The organism is Ruegeria sp. HKCCA4812, from assembly GCF_013034245.1.
Taxonomy (GTDB): Bacteria; Pseudomonadota; Alphaproteobacteria; order Rhodobacterales; family Rhodobacteraceae; genus Ruegeria.
Genome location: NZ_WQFQ01000002.1, coordinates 277,832 through 297,387, shown reverse-complemented (window position 1 = coordinate 297,387; position 19,556 = coordinate 277,832). Strand labels below are relative to the sequence as shown.

16 protein-coding genes are annotated in these 19,556 nt (G+C 58.5%); 6 read left to right on the top strand and 10 right to left on the bottom strand.

Translation table 11 applies throughout. From position 1 onward, the window contains the following. Positions 1-15: 15 nt before the first annotated feature. Positions 16-1,083, bottom strand: a complete 1,068-nt coding sequence (gene zapE / locus GOW04_RS08820; RefSeq protein WP_171232270.1) for a cell division protein ZapE — start codon at positions 1,081-1,083, stop codon at positions 16-18. Between the two features lie 148 nt (positions 1,084-1,231). Here zapE and GOW04_RS08815 point away from each other — a divergent pair, with 148 nt between their 5' ends. Continuing rightward, entirely contained in the window at positions 1,232-2,467 is a 1,236-nt protein-coding gene (locus tag GOW04_RS08815) for an MFS transporter (protein WP_171232269.1), read from the top strand. A gap of 45 nt (positions 2,468-2,512) precedes the next feature. Here the strand turns inward: GOW04_RS08815 and GOW04_RS08810 are convergent, their stop codons facing one another. The 6 genes from GOW04_RS08810 to GOW04_RS08785 form a co-directional block, all read right to left on the bottom strand. Next, positions 2,513-4,552, bottom strand: a complete 2,040-nt coding sequence (locus tag GOW04_RS08810) for a bifunctional aldolase/short-chain dehydrogenase (RefSeq protein WP_217356910.1) — start codon at positions 4,550-4,552, stop codon at positions 2,513-2,515. A 75-nt stretch (positions 4,553-4,627) separates the two neighbouring features. After that, the gene (mtnA, locus tag GOW04_RS08805; RefSeq protein WP_171232268.1) at positions 4,628-5,722 is read right to left on the bottom strand and encodes an S-methyl-5-thioribose-1-phosphate isomerase; all 1,095 of its coding nucleotides are present in this window, start codon (positions 5,720-5,722) and stop codon (positions 4,628-4,630) included. Positions 5,723-5,843: 121 nt separating this feature from the next. After that, complete coding sequence (locus GOW04_RS08800) at positions 5,844-6,299, bottom strand: YaiI/YqxD family protein (RefSeq protein WP_171232267.1); 456 nt, start codon at positions 6,297-6,299, stop codon at positions 5,844-5,846. After that, a complete protein-coding gene (sthA, locus tag GOW04_RS08795) occupies positions 6,296-7,753 on the bottom strand; it encodes a Si-specific NAD(P)(+) transhydrogenase (RefSeq protein ID WP_152460208.1) in 1,458 nt (485 codons plus the stop codon). Before sthA ends, GOW04_RS08800 begins: the two co-directional genes overlap by 4 nt. Positions 7,754-7,756: 3 nt before the next feature. Then, a complete protein-coding gene (gene fghA, locus GOW04_RS08790; RefSeq protein ID WP_152460209.1) occupies positions 7,757-8,590 on the bottom strand; it encodes an S-formylglutathione hydrolase in 834 nt (277 codons plus the stop codon). A 103-nt stretch (positions 8,591-8,693) separates the two neighbouring features. Further along, complete coding sequence (locus GOW04_RS08785; RefSeq protein ID WP_171232266.1) at positions 8,694-9,623, bottom strand: AEC family transporter; 930 nt, start codon at positions 9,621-9,623, stop codon at positions 8,694-8,696. 146 nt (positions 9,624-9,769) lie between these two features. Between GOW04_RS08785 and GOW04_RS08780 the strand changes: the two genes are divergently transcribed. After that, positions 9,770-10,387, top strand: coding sequence for a TetR/AcrR family transcriptional regulator (locus GOW04_RS08780; RefSeq protein WP_171169500.1), 618 nt, complete (start codon positions 9,770-9,772; stop codon positions 10,385-10,387). A 106-nt stretch (positions 10,388-10,493) separates the two neighbouring features. Here the strand turns inward: GOW04_RS08780 and GOW04_RS08775 are convergent, their stop codons facing one another. The 3 genes from GOW04_RS08775 to GOW04_RS08765 all read right to left on the bottom strand — a co-directional run bounded on the left by GOW04_RS08775 (position 10,494) and on the right by GOW04_RS08765 (position 14,250). Beyond that, on the bottom strand, positions 10,494-11,339 hold the full coding sequence (locus GOW04_RS08775; protein ID WP_217356909.1) for a hypothetical protein: 846 nt from the start codon (positions 11,337-11,339) through the stop codon (positions 10,494-10,496). A gap of 770 nt (positions 11,340-12,109) precedes the next feature. After that, positions 12,110-12,811: a GntR family transcriptional regulator gene (locus GOW04_RS08770; protein WP_171232264.1), complete on the bottom strand. Its 702-nt coding sequence runs from the start codon at positions 12,809-12,811 to the stop codon at positions 12,110-12,112. A 77-nt stretch (positions 12,812-12,888) separates the two neighbouring features. Further along, entirely contained in the window at positions 12,889-14,250 is a 1,362-nt protein-coding gene (locus tag GOW04_RS08765) for a formimidoylglutamate deiminase (protein ID WP_171232263.1), read from the bottom strand. Between the two features lie 82 nt (positions 14,251-14,332). Here GOW04_RS08765 and hutI point away from each other — a divergent pair, with 82 nt between their 5' ends. Genes hutI through hutU form a run of 4 tightly spaced genes read left to right on the top strand, consistent with a single transcriptional unit; the run spans position 14,333 to position 19,549 of the window. Continuing rightward, positions 14,333-15,544, top strand: a complete 1,212-nt coding sequence (hutI, locus tag GOW04_RS08760; RefSeq protein ID WP_171232262.1) for an imidazolonepropionase — start codon at positions 14,333-14,335, stop codon at positions 15,542-15,544. Further along, the gene (hutH, locus tag GOW04_RS08755; RefSeq protein WP_171232261.1) at positions 15,541-17,079 is read left to right on the top strand and encodes a histidine ammonia-lyase; all 1,539 of its coding nucleotides are present in this window, start codon (positions 15,541-15,543) and stop codon (positions 17,077-17,079) included. The genes hutI and hutH overlap by 4 nt, the downstream gene beginning before the upstream one ends. Then, positions 17,076-17,870 carry an N-formylglutamate deformylase gene (gene hutG, locus GOW04_RS08750; protein WP_171232260.1) on the top strand — a complete coding sequence of 265 codons (795 nt, stop codon included), beginning with the start codon at positions 17,076-17,078 and terminating at the stop codon, positions 17,868-17,870. The genes hutH and hutG overlap by 4 nt, the downstream gene beginning before the upstream one ends. Further along, positions 17,867-19,549 (top strand): urocanate hydratase, encoded by a 1,683-nt coding sequence (gene hutU / locus GOW04_RS08745; RefSeq protein WP_171230398.1) that lies wholly within the window; start codon positions 17,867-17,869, stop codon positions 19,547-19,549. Before hutG ends, hutU begins: the two co-directional genes overlap by 4 nt. Positions 19,550-19,556 lie beyond the last annotated feature (7 nt).

Sequence of the window (19,556 nt, the reverse complement as noted above, 5' to 3'; positions counted from 1 at the left end):
GGCGATACGGGCGGATCAGCGCCCCTGTCGCCCCCAATCCTGATCCTGCATTTCCCGCAGGCGCGATGCCGTGCGTTCAAATTCGAAGGTTCCTTCACCTTCGACATACAGCATCTCGGGTTCCGCCGCAGCCGAACAGATCAAACGCACCCTGGCTTCGTAAAGCGCATCAATTAGGGTGACAAAACGCTTGGCCTCGTTGAAATTGTTGCGCGACAGGCGCGGGATGTCCTCAAGCACCAGCACCTTTACCTCTTCAGCGATCGCCAGATAATCACCCGGCCCAAGCATGCGGCCACACAGATCATAGAATGAAGCCCGCGCCACCCCGTTGCGAAACGCGGGCAATTCAACGGCCCGGCCTTTGACGTGCAACACAAGCGGATCAGCGGGTCCACCGGCAAGATCTGTCCAGACCTCTCTGATCTTCTGCCGGGCTTCTGGGCCAATCGGAGTGAAATAGACCGGGGCACCCTCCAACCGATTCTGCCGATAGTCCGTGGGCGACACCAATTCCCACACCTGCAACTGCTCTTTGATATGGGCGATGAAGGGCAGGAACAGCTGCCGGTTCAGCCCATCCTTGTACAGATCGTCGGGATGCCTGTTCGACGTGGTAACCACGACCACGCCGCCCTCGTGCAACAAGTCAAACAGCCGCCCGACAATCATTGCGTCCGTAATGTCGGTGATCTGCATTTCGTCAAACGCGAGCAAGCGAACTGAATTGACCACCTGCTGCGCCACCGGTGCCAGGGCATCCTCGACATTCTGTTGCCGGGCCTTGTGCATTCCAGCGTGAATCTCCTGCATGAAAGCGTGAAAATGCACGCGCCGTGCTGGGATATTGCCCAGCGTATCGACGAACATGTCCATCAGCATGGATTTCCCACGCCCGACACCGCCCCACAGGTACAGTCCTTTGGGTGGCGGAGGCGCCTTGCGAAAGAGCCCTCGTTTTACCGGCTTGGACAGCGCCGCCCGGATGCGTTCGAATTGGGGCAGAACGGCCTCTTGCGCGTCGTCGCGTGTCAGCGTTCCGTCCGCAATGCGGGCCTCGTAAAGCGAAATAAGATCCGTCATGAATCCGAGCCTTACCCGTCGTCTCGGCCGTTGAAAAGAAGCCATTTTTGGCGACACATCAATTTTGTTTATCCGTGACCGCAAATCTGCTGAATTGACGGTGACACCAAAAGTAATACGGTCCTTCGGACGTAACGCCTGAGGTCCCATGTCTCAATCCGCCCGCTTGTTGAATCCGATTCTGATTGTCGGATGTATCATCATCACGGTCAGCTTCGCTATTCGTGCGTCGTTCGGCGTATTCCAGATTCCGATAGCCGATGAGTTCGGCTGGCTGCGGACCGATTTCTCGATGGCGATTGCAATTCAGAATCTGGCCTGGGGCATCGGGCAGCCGATCTTTGCTGCGATTGCCGAAAAGGTGGGCGACCGCCGAGCCATCATCCTCGGCGCTCTCACTTACGCGGCTGGCATGGTGCTGACGGCGTGGTCCGTTACGCCGTTCGAGCATCAGATATACGCGTGGCTGGTGGGTTTCGGCATCGCCGGGACCGGGTTTGGTGTGGTTCTGGCGGTTGTCGGACGCGCGTCCACCGATGAAAACCGGTCCATGTCGCTGGCCATCGTTACCGCTGCGGGCAGCTTTGGGCAGGTTCTAGGGGCGCCGACCGCTGAATGGCTACTGACTTTCCTGCCTTGGCAGCAGGTTTTTGTCGTGTTCGCCGCGGCAATTCTTGCCCTTGTGCTGACCTTGCCCTTCATGCGCGCACCCCAGCCCGTTTCGAAGGCAGAGATGCAAGAAAGCATGAGCGAGATTCTGGGCAAGGCGTTCCGCGACCCTTCCTATGCGCTGATATTTCTGGGTTTTTTCAGCTGCGGATACCAACTGGGCTTCATCACCGCGCATTTCCCGGCTTTCGTGACCGAGATGTGTGGACCAATCCAGCCCGTAGGCGTACTGCATTCCATCGGGATCACCTCCACATCCGCACTTGGTGCGGTGTCGATTTCCTTGATCGGTCTGGCCAATATCGGCGGCACGCTACTGGCGGGTTGGGCCGGCAACCACTTTCCGAAAAAGTACCTTCTGGCCGCAGTTTATACGGGCCGGACGATTGCTGCGGCTTTGTTCATCGTGTTCCCGATCACACCCTTTACGGTCATCGTGTTCTCGCTGGTGATGGGATCGCTTTGGCTGGCCACCGTGCCGCTGACTTCGGGGCTCGTCGCGCATCTATACGGTCTGCGTTATATGGGAACGCTCTATGGTTTTATCTTCTTGAGCCACCAGATCGGCAGTTTCCTGGGCGTCTGGCTTGGCGGACGCATGTATGACCAGTATGGCGACTACAACATGGTTTGGTGGATCGGGGTCGCGATCGGTGCCTTCAGCGCCATAGTCCACCTGCCGATCCGTGAGAACCGAACAGCAGTTCCTGCCTGAGGCACATCGATACGCCACAGGCAGGGAACCAATCGGGCAAAGGCGTTACCGAAGTTCGGCCTCGGTATTGCCGCCATCCACCGTAACGACATGACCGGTGGTGCGTTCCATCAGCGCCAGCGCAACAAAGGCGTTCGCGACATGCTTCGCCTCGACTTCGCGGCCCAGCAGGTTGCCTGACATATAGGTCTCCTCGGAAACGCCACGTGCGGCAGCGCGTTCCTGAATGAACCCATCCGTCAGCAGGCCAGACCGAATTCGGTCTGCATTCACCCCGTTCACACGGATTCCATATTCGGCCAATTCAAGCGTCAACTGGCGCAATAGGAACAGGGTGGCGGCTTTTGGCGTGCCGTAAGCCCCCATGTTCCGCCCCGGGTTGATCGCCTGTTTGGAGATATTGAACAGGATCTGACCGCCGCGGCCCTGAGCTTGCATCACTCGGGCAGCCTGTGTCGCAAATGCCTTGTGCGCGAAGAAATTCAGTTCAAAAGCCGCGCGGAACTCGTCGTCACCAAGATCCAGCAAAGCGCCCGAAGTCGCCGACCCGGCATTCGATACCATTACATCGATTCCACCAAACCGGTGTATCGCCGCCGCAATCGCGGCATCTGCGGCGCCTCTCTCGGTTACGTCGCAGGCATATGTGGAATGCCATGTGCCAAGTGTCGATTTGGCTTCGGCCAACGCCCGTTCATCCCGGTCCACCAGAACGACATTTGCACCAGCGTTAGCAAAGGCCTTGGCGGTGGCCAAACCTATCGCCCCTGCACCGCCGGTCACCATCACAATCTTGCCCTGAAGCGGAGGTGGTGAGCTTTTGCCCAGCTTCGCCTGTTCCAAGGACCAGTATTCACAATCAAAGCGATCTTTTTCATTGATGGGAAAAAAACCGCCCGCGTCTTCGCCCACTGTTCGAACCCGCAGGTTTTGTTCCGCAAGATCCGCCGCCGCCGAGGCAGCCTTTGCGTTCGGGCCCATTCCCAGGATCCCCACGCCCTCGATCCAGGCATGCTTGGGGTCTTGGGGCAGTAGTTTCTTGGGTTCGTCGGCCTGCGGCGCCTGCCGTTCAAAATACGCCCGATAGTCTTTGGCAAACTCTTCGACCTTTGCCTTGATCCGCGACCGCCCCCCAGACAAATCCGACGCGCGCAATACAATCGGGCATCCTTTCGTCCGCAACACGTGATCCGGTGACGCCATGCCCCGCTGGGCCAATGAGTCAATATCCGGACGATCGAAAAACTGCATGACATCCGGCCCGTTGCGGAGGTCAAAAACCGGCATCGGGTCATCCCGTTGGGCCGCCACTTCGGCGATGACCCCGCGCAGGATCGGCAATACCTCAAGATTCTCAGCTGGATCGCGACGGCCAATTGTCGTCAGGTCCTTCATTCCGAAATAGGCAGCAACCTCGTTGGTATGCGCCACAATCCGGTCATAGCTTTCCTGCGCCGACACGCCGAACGTGAAATGCCCGTGCTGAAGCAGCAGAAGCCCTTCGACATTCGGGTTTTCGTCAAATACCTCGGCCGCCTTTTTGGCCAGCCCGAAGCCAGGCATGATATAGGGCACAATGCCCAGTCGGTCGCCAAAAATCTCGCGGCAGACTTCCTCGGCATTTGGCAGATTGGCGAGCACCAGAAAGGGTGTCGCATGCGTATGATCCACATATTTGTGCGGCAGAAATGCATGCAACAGAGTTTCCACAGAGGGGTTCGGAGAACCCGAATCCAACAGATTGGCGCGCTGAACATTGACCATCTGCGCATCTGACAGATGGTCCAATGCGCGCAGTTTCATCAAAGGATCAAGCCACACGCCCGGCAGGCCCGGTGCCTCGATGCTGTCCAGATCCCACCCAGATCCCTTGACATGCAGAACGCGCTGCGGATCACCGAACAGATCAGGGCGTTCCAGTTTGACCGACGTGTTGCCTCCTCCGTGCATCAGGAGGTCCGGGTTCTGACCGATCAGCCGCGAGGTATAGACACGTTCGCCCAGTTCCTGATCCGCGGGGTCTGTTCCGGCCCGGTCACGCCATTTCCGTGCCTCGTCGGCCCTGTACCAGTTTTCAATCATCATTCATTCTCAGCAAGTTAAGCGGGTGCATGATCCGCGGGGGCGATTGCACAATTCAGGACTGTGATAAACAAAATGTTAACCAGCCCGTTCGGGAAACAACCGGGCAAGCCCGTCAGCAGACGCCTCGCTGACGCCGCGCTCGGTGATAAGCCCCGTCACCAGCCGGTTTGGGGTGACATCAAAGGCAGGATTGCCACCTTCCGTGCCATCTGGCGTCACGCGTACATCCGAGATGTTCCCCTGCCCATCAACCCCCATGACATGGGAGACTTCCCTGGAATCACGTTCTTCGATCGGGATTTCGGCCACACCGTCGCGAACGGTCCAGTCAATCGTAGGAGAGGGCAGGGCGACATAAAACGGCACACCGTTGTCCCGCGCAGCCAAAGCTTTCAGATAGGTCCCGATCTTGTTGCAAACATCACCTTGGGCCGTGGTTCGGTCCGTGCCCGTAATCACCAAATCAACCAGGCCGTGCTGCATCAAATGACCGCCGGCATTGTCCACGATGTAACGATGTGGAATTCCATGTTCGCCCAATTCCCAGGATGTCAGCGCTCCCTGGTTGCGTGGTCTGGTTTCATCCACCCAGACGTGCAAGGGGATGCCCGCGTCATGTGCGTGATACATCGGGCTTGTGGCCGTGCCCCAATCCACAGTCGCCAGCCATCCCGCATTGCAATGCGTCAGCAACCGAACCGGTTCTCCGGCGGGTTTTCGGGCCGCTATATCCTTGATCAGTTCCAACCCGTGCCGGCCGATTGCGGCGTTGATCTCGACATCTTCGTCTGCAATCTCTTGCGCCAGCGACCAGGCGCGCTCGGCACGGTCACCCGGAGCAAGCGGCATCAGCGCTTCTCGGCATCTGTCCAATGCCCAGCGCAGGTTGATTGCCGTGGGTCGGGTTGCATGCAAAACGTCATACGCGGCATCAAAGGAGGCTTCGGAGCTGTCCCGAGACATCTGCTCGGCAATTCCAAACGCAGCGGTCGCGCCTATCAAGGGTGCGCCCCTGACCCACATATCCCGTATCGCAGCTGCAAATTCATCAAGGGTTTTCAGGGTTACGACCCGAAAATCATGCGGCAACCACCTTTGGTCGATGATCCGAACCACGCCTGCCGGTTTGTCCCACCAAATAGACCGATAATGGGTGCCTTGTACTTTCATAACGCAGTCTCCGTATTCGAAAAGCCTGATCGGAATTCAAGCACAGGGTGCGTTCTAATGAGGTACTTGTAAACGGGCGTTTCTGAATTCGGGTCAGTATTTGATCTGGCAAAAGGAATGATCATCCCTTTCTGGCGGCACGTATTTCCCGTTCCAAGGCGTCCAGAAACCGCGAGCGGTCGGCTTTGCCGAAGGGTCGCCCACCGCCGCCGGTTCCCAACGGATTGGCCGCGCGCAGATCGGCCATCAAGTCACGCATTGCCAGTTGTTGGCCAATATTTGCCGCAGTGAAGGTTTCACCATTCGGGCGCAGCACGCGTGCGCCCGCTTCGACGCATTTTGCGGCCAAAGGGATGTCAGACGTTATGACGACATCCCCTTCTCCACAGCGTTCGGCAATCCATTTGTCGGCCTCATCCGCGCCTTCGGAAACGACAATGACCTGTACCAGCGGGTTGGCCGATGGACGAAGCCCGCCATTGGACACCAGCGCCATCGGCACTTTGTGCCGCGTAGCGACCCGTTCGGCCTCGGTTTTTACGGGACAGGCATCGCCATCGACATACAGCGTCGTCACGCCTTTTTTGCCTCTTTCTTTGCTGGTTCCACCGGTTTCTTTTTGACCTTGAATTCCTCGGGTATAGGCATGCGGTTGAACGCATCTAGGCCCGCGATTTTATACGCTTCGGCAAGGGTCGGGTAGTTGAACGTGTTCTGAACGAAGTAGTCCACCGTACCTTTCAGGTTCAGCACGGCCTGCGCGATATGGATCAACTCCGTCGCGCCTTCACCAACGATCTGGACACCCAACACTCTGCGGGTCTTGAGCGAGAACAGCATTTTCAACATGCCGTGTTCCAGCCCCATGATATGCCCGCGTGACGTCTCGCGGAATCGCGCGACACCGACCTCGTAGGGGATGTTGCGCTCCTGCAATTCTTCTTCCGACATTCCGCAGGTTGATATTTCAGGCACTGAATAGATGCCATAGGGGTACCACGGGCTTTCCGGCAGCGTGGGCGTTTCAAGCGCGTGACAGGCAGCCACGCGCCCCTGCTGCAAAGAGGTCGATGCCAGCGACGGATGTCCGATCACATCGCCCGTGGCATAGATATGCGGCACCGCCGTTTGATATGTCTTGCGGTCTACCTTGATCCGGTTGCGGTGGTCTGTTTCCAGCCCGACGGCATCCAGATTGAGTTTGGACGTCGCCCCCATGCGTCCGGCCGCAAACAGAAGCATTTCAGCGCGAACGTGGCGACCGTTTTCAAGGGTCACTTCCACATGTTCACCGGCGTCTTCAATTTTCTCGACAGCCGAGCCCAAACGCAGGTCGACACCGTTTTCCCGGATCTGATGGGTAAAGTCGTGGATCAGCCGGCTGTCGATGAAATCCAAAAACGTGTCGCGGGGTTCAATCAGCGTCACACGCACGTCCAGGGCTGAAAACATCGTGGCATATTCCACGCCAATGACGCCGGCACCGATAACGACCAACGAGCGCGGAATCTCAGCCATTTCCAGAAATTCGTCACCGTCCACCACCGTTTTGCCGTTGAACGGGACATAATCCGGTCGATAGGTTTTCGTACCTGTCGCGATCAGGAACTTCGCGGCCGTCACACGCGTTGTTTCCCCGGCATCGGTTGCGACCTCTACTTCGTGCGGCCCGACAAATCTGGCCAGACCGTCCAGGGTTTCGACGTGGTTCCGATTGAACTGATGCTCCAACACATCGACTTCATGGTCGAGGGTCATATGCAGGCGGGCTTTCAAGTCTTCTGCCCGGATCTGATCCTTTACCCGGTATGAACGCCCGTAAAAGCTGCGCTCGCGCCAGCCCGACAGGTTCAGAACCGTTTCGCGCAAGGTCTTGGACGGAATTGTCCCGGTGTGGACAGAGACGCCACCAAAACGGTCTTTGCGGTCGATGACCAGCACACGCCGTTTCAGTTTGCCTGCCTGAATCGCCGCAGAACGCCCTGAAGGCCCCGACCCTATGATGATCAGGTCATAATCGTAGCTGCTCATCCCTCAGTCTCCGTATAGTGCCTCGGCATGGAAGATGACGTGATCTTCCATAAACGTGGACACAAAGAAGTACGAATGATCGTAACCCGGCTGGAAGCGATACGTCGCTTGCTGGCGACGTTCGGCGATGGCTTGCGCCAACGCTTCGGGGCGCAGAAAATCCATGAACTGATCGTTTGCACCGGTGTCGATCAGGATCGGACCGTCGAAGCCGGTTTTCTTCATCAACAAGGACGCATCGTGTTTTGACCAAAGCGCTTCGTCGTCACCAAGGTAGGCGCTCAGCTGTTTGCGGCCCCAATCCGCTCCGGTCGGGTTCGAGATCGGCGCAAAGGCTGACACCGAACGGAAGCGTCCGGGCAGGTTCATGGCAAGTGTCAGGGCGCCGTGCCCCCCCATGGAATGGCCCGTAATGGCCTGGCGTTCGCTGTCGATGGCGAAGTTTTCGAACAGCAGGGCGGGCAGCTCTTCGGCGACATAGTCCCACATCCGAAAATGCGGTGCCCAGGGTTCCTGTGTTGCGTTCACATAGAACCCCGCGCCCTGACCCAGGTCGTAATCTTCGTGATCTGCGACGCCGTCACCACGCGGTGACGTATCTGGAAACACCACGGCGATCCCTTGTTCCGCGGCCCACGCCTGAGCCCCGGCTTTGGTCATCGCGTTTTCATGGGTGCAGGTCAATCCCGACAAATACCAAAGAACCGGGACCGGGCCGTCCTTGGCCTCGGCTGGAAGAAACAGGCCAAAAGTCATGTCACACTTGCACGACGAGGAAGCGTGGCGGTACACGCCCTGCACACCGCCAAAACAGGCATTTTCCGAAAGGGTTTCCATCAGGCACCGTCCTTGTTTTCGAGTCGCAACATGGCTAACGATCCGCGGACCCGGCGTAAAGTCTGTGCGCCTTCGTTGAGAGTATTTTTCGAAAAGGTGAAGGTCAGAATGTGCCGGCCCAGGCGATCACCATCGGCACGGTGAGAATACTGACGATTGTGGATAGAAGGATTGCCGCCGACGCGCGATGCGGGGCAATGCCGTAATGCGCGGCCAGCATGTAAACATTGCCCGCAACAGGCAAAGCAGCGGCAGAGATAGCAACAGTTGCGGGAAAAGTATCAATCGGTATCAGCCATAACAGAGCGACCGCAACGCAGGCCGGATGGATCACCAGTTTGCAGAAGCTCAACCATGCCGCGATCTGGACACGTTCAGCCGACTTGTCCGCCAATGATGCGCCAATGGCGAACAATGCACCCGGAGTTGCTGCCCCACCGAGAATGATCAGAAAATCGCCAAGAGGTTCAGGAACAGGCAATTGCAGCGAGGACCAGATGAGACCGGCCGAGATGGATACGATCATGGGATTGCGGACCAAACCCAGTCCGATCAGCTTGAAGGTGGTCGGGGTCAATCTGCCGTCACGGCCGCCGTTGATCAGGATCACGATCAGGGAAGAGAACACGACCAGATCGACGGTCAGGACCAGCATCACGGGCCCGATCGCAGCCTCGGAAAACAAAAGGGAAAGCATAGGCAGCCCGAGGAACCCGACATTGCCGATGGCCGCGCACTGAGCCTCGACCGCAGCGGTCGGAATGTCGAGCCCGCGAAGCCAGGCGATGGTCGACGCCAGAACGTAAACGGTCATGGTGCCCAGCAAATATCCAAGGATGAGCCGGGAATTGAAAATCTCGGCAAAGGGAAGGGTGGCGGCAAAGCGAAACAGCATCGCCGACAGCGCAAAGAAAAAGACGAACTTGGTCAGATATGCCGTGGCTTCAGCCGAGAAGAACCGTGTGCGCCCCGCCCAAAAGCCCAGGCCGATAATCGCGAAAAACGGAAGGGTGCGCAGAAAGATTTCGACCATGGGCCCAGTCCTAGCACGGTTTGAACGCGCTGCAAGTCCCCGGCATCAAAGCAAATGCAACCTCCGCTTCGCTGAAATATTCGAGAATCGTTGTATCTAAACCGAACGGTTTATAAACTGGCGCGGCTATCGATCGAGGAGAAGACATGACCCAGACCGCCACCATCCTGCGCACCGGCCGGAAATTCGACCAGGTTCTGCGCGGGGCTCGAGAGGTTTTCATGGCGGATGGGTTTGAAGGGGCAAGTGTGGATGACATTGCCCGCGCGGCTGGCGTGTCAAAAGCAACGCTTTACAGCTATTTCCCGGACAAGCGCCTTTTGTTCATGGAAGTGGCCCAGACAGAATGCTGCCTGATGGCCGAGCGGGTCATCTCGATGATCGACGAAACCAAGCCTGCCCGCGAAGTGCTTCAGATCACGGCGACGCAATTGACGGCCTTCCTTGTGTCAGATTTCGCACAGCAGGTTTTCAGGATCTGCGTTGCCGAACGCGACCGGTTTCCCGAGCTTGGTCGTGCGTTCTATGAGGCAGGGCCGCAAAACGGCCAGCGACAGATGGCCGAGTATCTGGAAAAAGCCGTGGCCAAGGGCGAATTGGCCATTGATGATGTACATATCGCTGCCGAGCAGTTTTCCGAACTGTGCAAAGTGCGAATCTGGACCCGGGCGGCTTTTGGCATTCAGAACACGTTCACCCAGGAAGAAATAGATCAGGTCGCTGCTCAGGCTGTTGACATGTTTCTTGCCCGTTACGGGGTCTGACCCACAAAAGTGATGGCCCGCGCCCGGAACAGGGGCGCAGACCATCGCTCACTCACCAAAACACTCGATACACAACAGTTTAAAGCTGTAAGTCTTGTAAAACCCTTTACTCGATGAAAGTTCTGGCCAGACCCTCGCTGACAGGCTGCGCCAGATACGCAATCATCGCGCGTTCGCTTGTGTTGACGAACAGGTCTGCGGGCTGGCCGGGGACCGAGTCCAAAGCCGCCACTTCGTCGGATTGCTGATCGTTCAGTTTGACCCGGGTCTTGTAATAGCTCTCGCCCGTCCGTTCATCCTTGAATGCGTCGGTTGAGATATCAAAGAGGGAACCCCGGGCCTCCGGCACATCGGCCGGCGCAAAAGCCGGCAAACGAATCCGTGTGGCCTGACCCATTTTCAGCTTGTTGACGTCACCAAGTCTAATCCGGCCCGAAATCGCCGAATTGCAACCGATAAGGATGTCGTCGCCGCCTTTACCGTTCTGCGGATCATCGCCGACCGCGCCGTTCAGCGCATTGGTCAGATCGCTGACGACAATCACGTCGCTATCATCCGAGGCAACGACGTTCTCAATTGAAAACAGCACATCGGTCTCGGCCTGGTTCGAGATCACGTCCTGACCGATGACACCGATGCCCCCTGATGCGTTCACATTCAGTTTGGCGCCTGCATCCGCCAGCGTTTCCTGTACAACCGGGCCGTTTTGGCCGACCCACCCATTGTGCGGATGGATGGCCGAAACCGCGCCGGGGATGGGTGTGTTCAGGTCAACTTCGTTCCGCCCGACAACGCTCAGTTCGCTGGAACACGAGACTTCTTCGGTCGCCAGATTCTGGGTGATGACTACGGTCGCGTCGCCGGTGGCCTTGCTGCCCGAAGTCGGCCCGGGCTCTTGCTCCGCGTTCAGGCTACCGCTCAGGGTGACGGTGCGAATGTCAACCTTGGCCAACCAGAGCAAAAAACTTGAACAGGAATTGGGAACCGATCTTTTCCTGCGCCTCAACAACGAGGTGCCTCGACACTGTACGGTGCCCGTGTCGTTGAACTGGCTGGGCGCCTTCTGAACGATGCGCAGAAAATCCGTGACACCGCGACCGAGTTCCGCGACCCTGAAACAGTTCCTTTGACCGTCGGAATGCCTCCGACTTAGGCCCCTTATCTGACCGGGTATCTCTCTGAACCCTTCAGCTCGCTGTTTCCAAGGATGGGGGTCACGCTGATCTAGGATCTGCCTGAAAATATATTGCGTATGGTCGATGATCACTTGCTGGACATGGCGCTTGCGGCGAAGATCAACAGCAGCGCCACTTTGGATTTCACTTCAATCTGGTCTGAACCATTGTTTCTGGCCCTTCGAAAAGGGCACGCGCTTTGCTCCTAGTCATCCACCACCCCGGGGGATGCTCCGCCATATGATTTCATCCGGCTTGCACACTGTTTCGGATACGAACTTGAGGGGAGGCTTCCCAAACAAGATGGATCAAGCCGGATCAGCAGACGTTTCGACCTGACCGCGCTGAGGTTCGAGACGACCTGCCGCCATATTTGCCATTCCGACGATTGTACAATTGTCTCTGCCTTGGCCGCTGAACAACGAGAACCAAATCTCGGCTGCTTCGGACGCTGAACGGGCAAAGGTGACTGCCACGACAGTCAGGAAGGTGGGATCGAAGCGATAAGGTTTTGCATCTATGTCAAAACCTGTTCGGTGCTCTGGCCTCAATACGTGGTGCGCATCTGGTATCCCTGATGGAAAGTCATGCGCACGAAAGTTACCGGATCGCTGCGAAACCATGTCGTGCGTTCCAGCTGAAACAACGGTGTTCCGGGCGGTACCGCCAGAAACTCCTGCAAATGCCCTGTTGCCGGGACGGCAGAGAAGGCAATTTCAGCGTTTGAAAACGGCACCTCGGACAGCAGCCACTCATTCGGCCCGGTGGTCAGGAAATCTTCGTCGAGAACCTGAGGCACGGTGCTGACGTTGATCCAGCGTTCCTCGAACTGGAATGGACGGTTGTCGGCGTGGTGCATACATTGCAGATGGACGACCTGCGCGCCTTCCGGGATGTTCAGCTTTGCCTGCAACCACGCGGGGCAATCGATCAGTGTTCGGCTGACCAGAGCATAGCGGTATTCGGCGTTCATTTCTTCGATGGTCTGCCGAACGACAGTGATCGGCAATTTCGCCTGCTTTACCGGTGTGGTCACGACACGCGTGCCACCCTTACGTTTGCGGGTGACAATTCCCTGTTCGGCAAGTTCCCGCAGCGCCCGATTGACCGTCGCCCGTGCAACGCCGAATTCGGCTGCCAGTTCCATCTCGGTGGGCAACAGGCTGCCCTGTGGCCAGACACGGGTTTGAATGCGGTTCACGACTTCGTCCCGAATGTCCTGAAAGCCGAGGGGTTTTTGATCGATCACGTAGTGTTCATCCAATTACGTACAAGCATATTGCTATTATGAGGCCATTTTTGTCAGCCCGTAAAGGCGCAGCAATCTCAAAGCCTCGGCATGAGATCAGCCAAGGCCTGTCGATAGCCGGATACGATCCGATCCCGAGCAATATGGCGGCCCCGGCGTACCTGATGGCGGCCAGCCGACCACAGATCGGTCACTACGTGGTCCTTCGCGGCAAAGACCAACCCGTCGAGCAACTGTTCAGGACGCAGGGCACAAAGTGCCGGATCCTGGCTGTCAATGGCAACAAGATCCGCCAGCATCCCTTCTGCGATCTGGCCCGCCGCGCGCCCCAGGGCCTGCGCGCCGCCCAAAGCAGCATTGCAATACAGTGTCTGTCCTACCGAACCGTCCCCTTCGACCAGGACATTGCGCGACAGATCTCGCAGGCGTTGGGAATACTCCAGAGTACGCAGTTCCTCTGTCATCGAAACCAAAACGTTTGAATCCGACCCAACCCCGAAACGACCACCGGCTTCAAGAAAGACGGCCCCATTGAAAGGGCCATCCCCCAGATTGGCCTCGGTGATCGGGCAAAGCCCCGCGACCGCGCCCGTTGCGGCCATATCGCAAGTTTCCTTTTCCGTCATGTGAGTGGCGTGGATGAGACACCAGCGATGGTTTACCGTTGCATTGTTCAGCAGCCATTCCACCGGGCGGGCGCCCAGACCCTCGTGAACCTGCTCAACTTCCATGGGTTGTTCCGCAATGTGAATATGGACAGGTCCCGTCTTTTTTGTGTCCAAAACCCGGGCAAGATCTTGCGGTGATGTCGCGCGCAAGGAATGTGGGGCAATGCCTATCTGACAGTCATCCGGTAGATCACCCAGTGCCGCCTGCGCACGTTCGACCAACGCCAGATAGCGGTCCACATCATTGCCAAATCTTTGCTGTCCCGATTCCAACGGTTGCTCGCCGACCCCTGCGTAAGAATAAAGTACGGGCAGATGCGTCAGCCCGATTCCCGTCTCGGCCGCAGCAGCCATGATCCGCTGGGACAGTTCTGCGAGATTGTCATAAGGTGTGCCGTCTGGCTGGTGATGCAGATAATGGAATTCACCAACCGAGGCGTAACCGGCTTCCTGCATCTCTATATAGACCAGAGCGGCAATCGCCTGCATCTGATCAGGCGTCAGATGCTGGGTGAATCGATACATCAGTTCCCGCCACGTCCAGAAACTGTCGCGACCGGCCTTTCGGTATTCGGTCATGCCTGCCATCGCGCGCTGAAATGCGTGGCTGTGCAGATTGGCCAGCGCAGGCAGCAAAGTGTCGACGCAAGTATCGCCTTCTTTCGCCGTCGCGCCCTGTTGCAGGGACACTATCAGCCCTTGCCTGATTTCTACCCGCAGGTTCGTAGCCCAACCGGTGCTCAGTAGTGCGCGATTAGCGAAGATAGCCATTTTTCACCTCATTTTATGCATAGACATATAAATGATAGAAATGTACTAGAAAAGTAGGAAATGCATGGAGGGTGCGAGTCACATGCAGACGCAAACGCAGGTTTTGACGGATCTTGATGCCGCAACGATGACCGAAGGCGGTGCGCCATACGGTTTGGTCCCGGATGCCGCGATCGCGTTGCAGGACGGGCGTATCGCATGGGTCGGCCCTTTTGTGGATCTTCCATCACGTTTCGCCGACCAACCAAGGGTTCGAATGGGTGGGCGCCTGGTTACGCCCGCCTTGATCGATTGCCACACCCATGTGGTTTACGGTGGCCATCGCGCCGCAGAGTTCGAAATGCGCCTGAACGGCGCGAGCTATGAAGAGGTCGCCCGCGCCGGGGGTGGGATCATCTCGACGGTAAAGGCCACGCGTGCAGCCGGAGTGGAGGAGTTGGTCGCACAGGCATTGCCGCGAGTTGATGCGATGCTGGCCGAAGGGGTATCGGTCATCGAAGTGAAGTCCGGTTACGGATTGGATGACGATACCGAATTGAACATGTTGCGCGCGGCTCGGGCGTTGTCGGATCATCGTCCCGTCCGCGTTCTGACCAGCTTTTTGGGGGCTCATGCGGTGCCTCGGCACTATGAGGGCAGGGCGTCGGACTACATTCATCAGGTCTGCGTTCCCACGCTTCGCGCCGCTCATGCCGAGGGATTGGTCGATGCGGTCGATGCCTTCTGCGAAGGCATTGCCTTTCAACCCGAAGAGCTGATCCCGCTTTTTGATGTCGCGACAGAGCTTGGCCTGCCGATCAAGATCCACGCCGAACAATTGTCGAATTTGGGCGGCGCAAAACTGGCTGCCGGATACGGCGCGCTGTCGGCAGATCATATAGAATATCTTGACGAAGTAGGTGTTCTGGGCATGGCGCAGGCCGGTACCGTCGGCGTTATTCTGCCGGGGGCGTTCTACACCTTGCGCGAGACACAGGCGCCACCGATTGACCTGTTGCGTCGGCATGCTGTGCCCATGGCGCTTGCCACGGATTGCAATCCCGGTTCGGCACCGATGACCTCGCTGTTGCTGGCGATGAACATGGGATGCACCCTGTTTCGCATGACGCCAGAAGAGGCCCTGCAAGGCGTGACGGTTCACGCGGCCCGTGCTCTCGGGGTGGCTGACTGCGGTCAGATCTCAGTCGGGCGGCGCGCTGATCTGGCGGTTTGGAATGTCGAACACCCCGCGGAATTGGCCTATCGCATCGGCTTCAACCCTCTTCATACCCGCATATTCGGAGGTATATTTTGACGACCCTCACCCTAACCCCGGGTACCGTTACCCTGTCGCAACTGGAACAGGTTTTTCGCGAAGAACGCGCTGTTCGGTTGGACCCCGCTTGCCGCCCGGCCGTCGAAGAAGCGCACAAGCGCATCGCCGATGCGGCGGCGGGAGAGGCCGCCGTATATGGCGTGAACACAGGGTTCGGGAAACTGGCAAGCGTCAAAATCGCGGCCGAGGACACAGCGACCTTGCAGCGCAACCTGATCCTCAGCCATTGCTGTGGTGTGGGCCCTGCGATCCCGCGCGCCCTTGCCAGATTGATGATGGTTCTGAAATTGCTGAGCCTGGGGCGCGGGGCCTCGGGGGTTCGGCCAGAAGTGATCACCCTGCTGGAAGGGATGTTGTCACAAGGTGTGACCCCGGTGATCCCGGCGCAGGGTTCGGTCGGGGCTTCGGGTGATCTTGCGCCCTTGTCCCACATGGCTGCCGTCATGATGGGCGCTGGTGAGGCCGAGTTTGGCGGCGATGTGATGCCCGGTGACGCTGCGCTGTCCAAAGCGGGTCTGCACCCGATCGAACTGGGCCCCAAAGAAGGGCTGGCGCTGATCAATGGCACCCAGTTTTCGACGGCCTTTGCGCTGTCCGGCCTGTTTGGTGCGTGGCAGGCGGCGCAAAGCGCGCTGGTTACCTCGGCGCTGACGACGGATGCGATCATGGGTTCGACCGCCCCGTTGCAACCGGAAATCCACACGTTGCGCGGGCATCGCGGGCAGATCGAGGCCGGCGTGACCATGCGGGCGCTGCTGGCCGGGTCGGTCATTCGTGAAAGCCATCGGGATGGCGATACCCGGGTTCAGGACCCGTACTGTATCCGCTGCCAGCCTCAGGTGGTGGGGGCCGCGATGGATGTGCTGAGGCAGGCCGCAACAACGCTGGAAATCGAGGCCAACGCGGCGACGGACAATCCTCTGGTTCTTTCGGAAACCGGCCTGATCGTTTCGGGCGGGAATTTTCACGCCGAACCCGTTGGGTTTGCCGCAGACATGATCGCGCTTGCCGTGGCCGAGATCGGGGCAATTGCACAACGCCGCATTGCGTTGATCGTTGATCCGGCGCTCAGCTTTGATCTGCCGCCTTTTCTGACTCCCAATCCGGGCCTGAATTCGGGCTATATGATCGCTGAGGTGACGACTGCCGCACTGATGAGCGAAAATAAGCATCTGGCCAATCCATGCGTGACGGACTCGACGCCCACATCGGCCAATCAGGAAGATCACGTTTCGATGGCGGCCCATGGTGCGCGGCGATTGGGGCAGATGGTTGCCAACCTGGAACGTATTCTGGGGGTCGAACTGCTGTGTGCCACACAAGGGGTCGAGTTCCGCGCGCCGCTGCCTACGAGCGAAACGTTGCAGGCCGTGATGGCACGGCTGCGTACGGTGGTGCCGGCCTTGGGTGACGATCGCTATATGGCACCCGAGATCGAAGCAGCCTCGGCCCTGATTGCCAGTGGTGAGATTGCCCGTGGCACGGGCATCGCCATGCCGGAACTTGGCGCATGAGCGGCCAGGTCGAGATTTCGCGCGGTGACGGTCCGATCGTGCTGGGTCTGCCGCATACCGGCACCCATGTTCCGGCCACGATCGAGGCCAAGTTGAATGCGCGGGGCAAGGCTCTGGCGGATACGGATTGGAATGTTCACACCTTGTATGAAGGACTTCTGCTCGGTGCGACGACGGTTCGGGCAACCTTCCACCGATATGTGATCGACGCCAACCGGGATCCGTCGGGCGTGTCGCTTTATCCCGGCCAGAACACGACCTCTCTTGTGCCGCTGACGGATTTTGACGGCCAGGGCATCTGGGACATCCCGCCTTCGGAAAAGGATATCCTCGAACGACGGGAAGCTTTTCATGCACCGTATCATGCCGCCCTGAAGGCCGAGCTGGAGCGCGTGAAGGCGGCCCATGGGGTTGCGGTGCTGTATGATTGCCACTCGATCCGCAGCCATATTCCTTTTCTGTTCGAAGGTACTCTGCCCGATATGAGCATCGGCACGAACAATGGGGCGACCTGCGCACCGGAAATCGAAGCCATAGCGCATGAATTCGCGACGTCCTCGCCCTATACGGCTGCTCTGAATGGGCGGTTCAAGGGCGGATGGACAACGCGCCATTATGGGCGCCCCTCGGAAGGGGTTCACGCGATCCAGATGGAGCTGGCCCAGTCGACCTACCTGAAAACTGAAGCGCCGCCCTGGGCTTTTGACGCCGACAAAGCCGACCGCCTGCGCCGGTGGCTCAAAGACATTCTTGACGCTATCCACGACACTGCATTGGAGCTTGCCCGATGACCGATCCTCGCAAAAATACCCGTGACATCTATCCCCCGACAGGGCCCGAACTGAACGCCAAAAGCTGGATGACCGAGGCCCCGATGCGGATGCTGATGAACAATCTGCACCCGGATGTGGCCGAGAACCCGCATGAGCTGGTTGTCTACGGCGGCATCGGCCGTGCCGCGCGGACATGGAAAGATTTTGACACCATCGTTGCCAGCCTCAAGGATCTGGAGGAAGATGAAACGCTGGTGGTGCAATCCGGCAAACCGGTCGCCATCGTTCGGACGCATGCCGATGCACCTCGGGTGCTGATCGCGAACTCGAACCTCGTGCCGCATTGGGCCAACTGGGACCACTTCAACGAGCTCGATAAGAAGGGCCTGATGATGTACGGCCAGATGACGGCCGGTTCGTGGATCTATATCGGGACGCAAGGCATCGTTCAGGGCACTTACGAAACCTTCGCCGAGGCGGGGCGTCAACATTATGACGGGGACCTGACCGGCAAGTGGATTCTGACCGGCGGTCTGGGCGGCATGGGTGGCGCGCAACCTCTGGCGGCGGTCTTTGCAGGGGCGTGTTGCCTGGCCGTCGAGTGCAATCCAGACAGCATCGATTTCCGCCTGCGCACCAAGTATCTCGACGAAAAGGCCGAGACGCTGGACGAAGCGCTGGAAATGATCGACCGCTGGACCAGGGCGGGCGAGGCGAAATCGGTCGGTTTGCTGGGCAATGCGGCCGAGATTTTCCCCGAGATCTACCGGCGGATGCAGGCGGGCGGGATGCGCCCTGACATCGTGACCGACCAGACCAGCGCCCATGATCCGGTCAACGGTTATCTGCCATTGGGCTGGAGCATGGCGCAGTGGAAAGACAAGAGGGAAAGCGACCCCAAGGCCGTGGAAAAGGCAGCGCGCGCGTCGATGAAGCAGCACGTGGCCGCCATGGTCGATTTCTGGAACGCGGGCGTGCCAACCCTGGATTATGGCAACAACATCCGGCAGGTGGCGCAGGACGAAGGTTTGGAAAACGCCTTTGCCTTCCCAGGTTTCGTGCCCGCCTATATCCGCCCGTTGTTCTGCCGTGGCATCGGCCCGTTCCGCTGGTGCGCACTGTCGGGCGATCCCGAGGATATCTACAAAACCGACGCAAAGATGAAGGAACTGTTCCCCGAAAACACCCATCTGCACAATTGGCTCGACATGGCGCAGGAGCGCATCGCCTTTCAGGGCCTTCCCGCGCGCATCTGCTGGATCGGACTGGGCGACCGCCACAAGGCCGGTCTGGCGTTCAACGAGATGGTCAAAACCGGAGAACTGAAGGCGCCGGTCGTCATCGGTCGTGACCACCTCGACAGCGGCTCGGTCGCGTCGCCGAACCGCGAAACCGAGGCGATGAAGGACGGCTCGGACGCGGTGTCGGATTGGCCGCTGCTGAACGCGCTGGTCAATACCGCCTCGGGCGCGACATGGGTCTCGCTGCACCACGGAGGCGGTGTTGGCATGGGTTTCAGCCAACATGCGGGTGTCGTGATTTGTGCCGACGGAACCGATGCAGCGGCCAGACGTCTCGAACGGGTTCTGTGGAACGATCCGGCTTCTGGTGTCTGGCGTCACGCAGATGCGGGTTACGAGGACGCCAAGGCCTGCGCACGTGAACACGGGCTGCGTCTGCCGGGGATTCTGGGCTGATTTGCCA

Bases quoted from the DNA above. Each gene is read 5' to 3' on its own strand.
- zapE (WP_171232270.1), bottom strand. From the start codon at position 1,083: ATGACGGATCTTATTTCGCTTTACGAGGCCCGCATTGCGGACGGAACG.
- GOW04_RS08815 (WP_171232269.1), top strand. From the start codon at position 1,232: ATGTCTCAATCCGCCCGCTTGTTGAATCCGATTCTGATTGTCGGATGT.
- GOW04_RS08810 (WP_217356910.1), bottom strand. From the start codon at position 4,552: ATGATGATTGAAAACTGGTACAGGGCCGACGAGGCACGGAAATGGCGT.
- mtnA (WP_171232268.1), bottom strand. From the start codon at position 5,722: ATGAAAGTACAAGGCACCCATTATCGGTCTATTTGGTGGGACAAACCG.
- sthA (WP_152460208.1), bottom strand. From the start codon at position 7,753: ATGAGCAGCTACGATTATGACCTGATCATCATAGGGTCGGGGCCTTCA.
- fghA (WP_152460209.1), bottom strand. From the start codon at position 8,590: ATGGAAACCCTTTCGGAAAATGCCTGTTTTGGCGGTGTGCAGGGCGTG.
- GOW04_RS08785 (WP_171232266.1), bottom strand. From the start codon at position 9,623: ATGGTCGAAATCTTTCTGCGCACCCTTCCGTTTTTCGCGATTATCGGC.
- GOW04_RS08780 (WP_171169500.1), top strand. From the start codon at position 9,770: ATGACCCAGACCGCCACCATCCTGCGCACCGGCCGGAAATTCGACCAG.
- GOW04_RS08765 (WP_171232263.1), bottom strand. From the start codon at position 14,250: ATGGCTATCTTCGCTAATCGCGCACTACTGAGCACCGGTTGGGCTACG.
- hutI (WP_171232262.1), top strand. From the start codon at position 14,333: ATGCAGACGCAAACGCAGGTTTTGACGGATCTTGATGCCGCAACGATG.
- hutG (WP_171232260.1), top strand. From the start codon at position 17,076: ATGAGCGGCCAGGTCGAGATTTCGCGCGGTGACGGTCCGATCGTGCTG.
- hutU (WP_171230398.1), top strand. From the start codon at position 17,867: ATGACCGATCCTCGCAAAAATACCCGTGACATCTATCCCCCGACAGGG.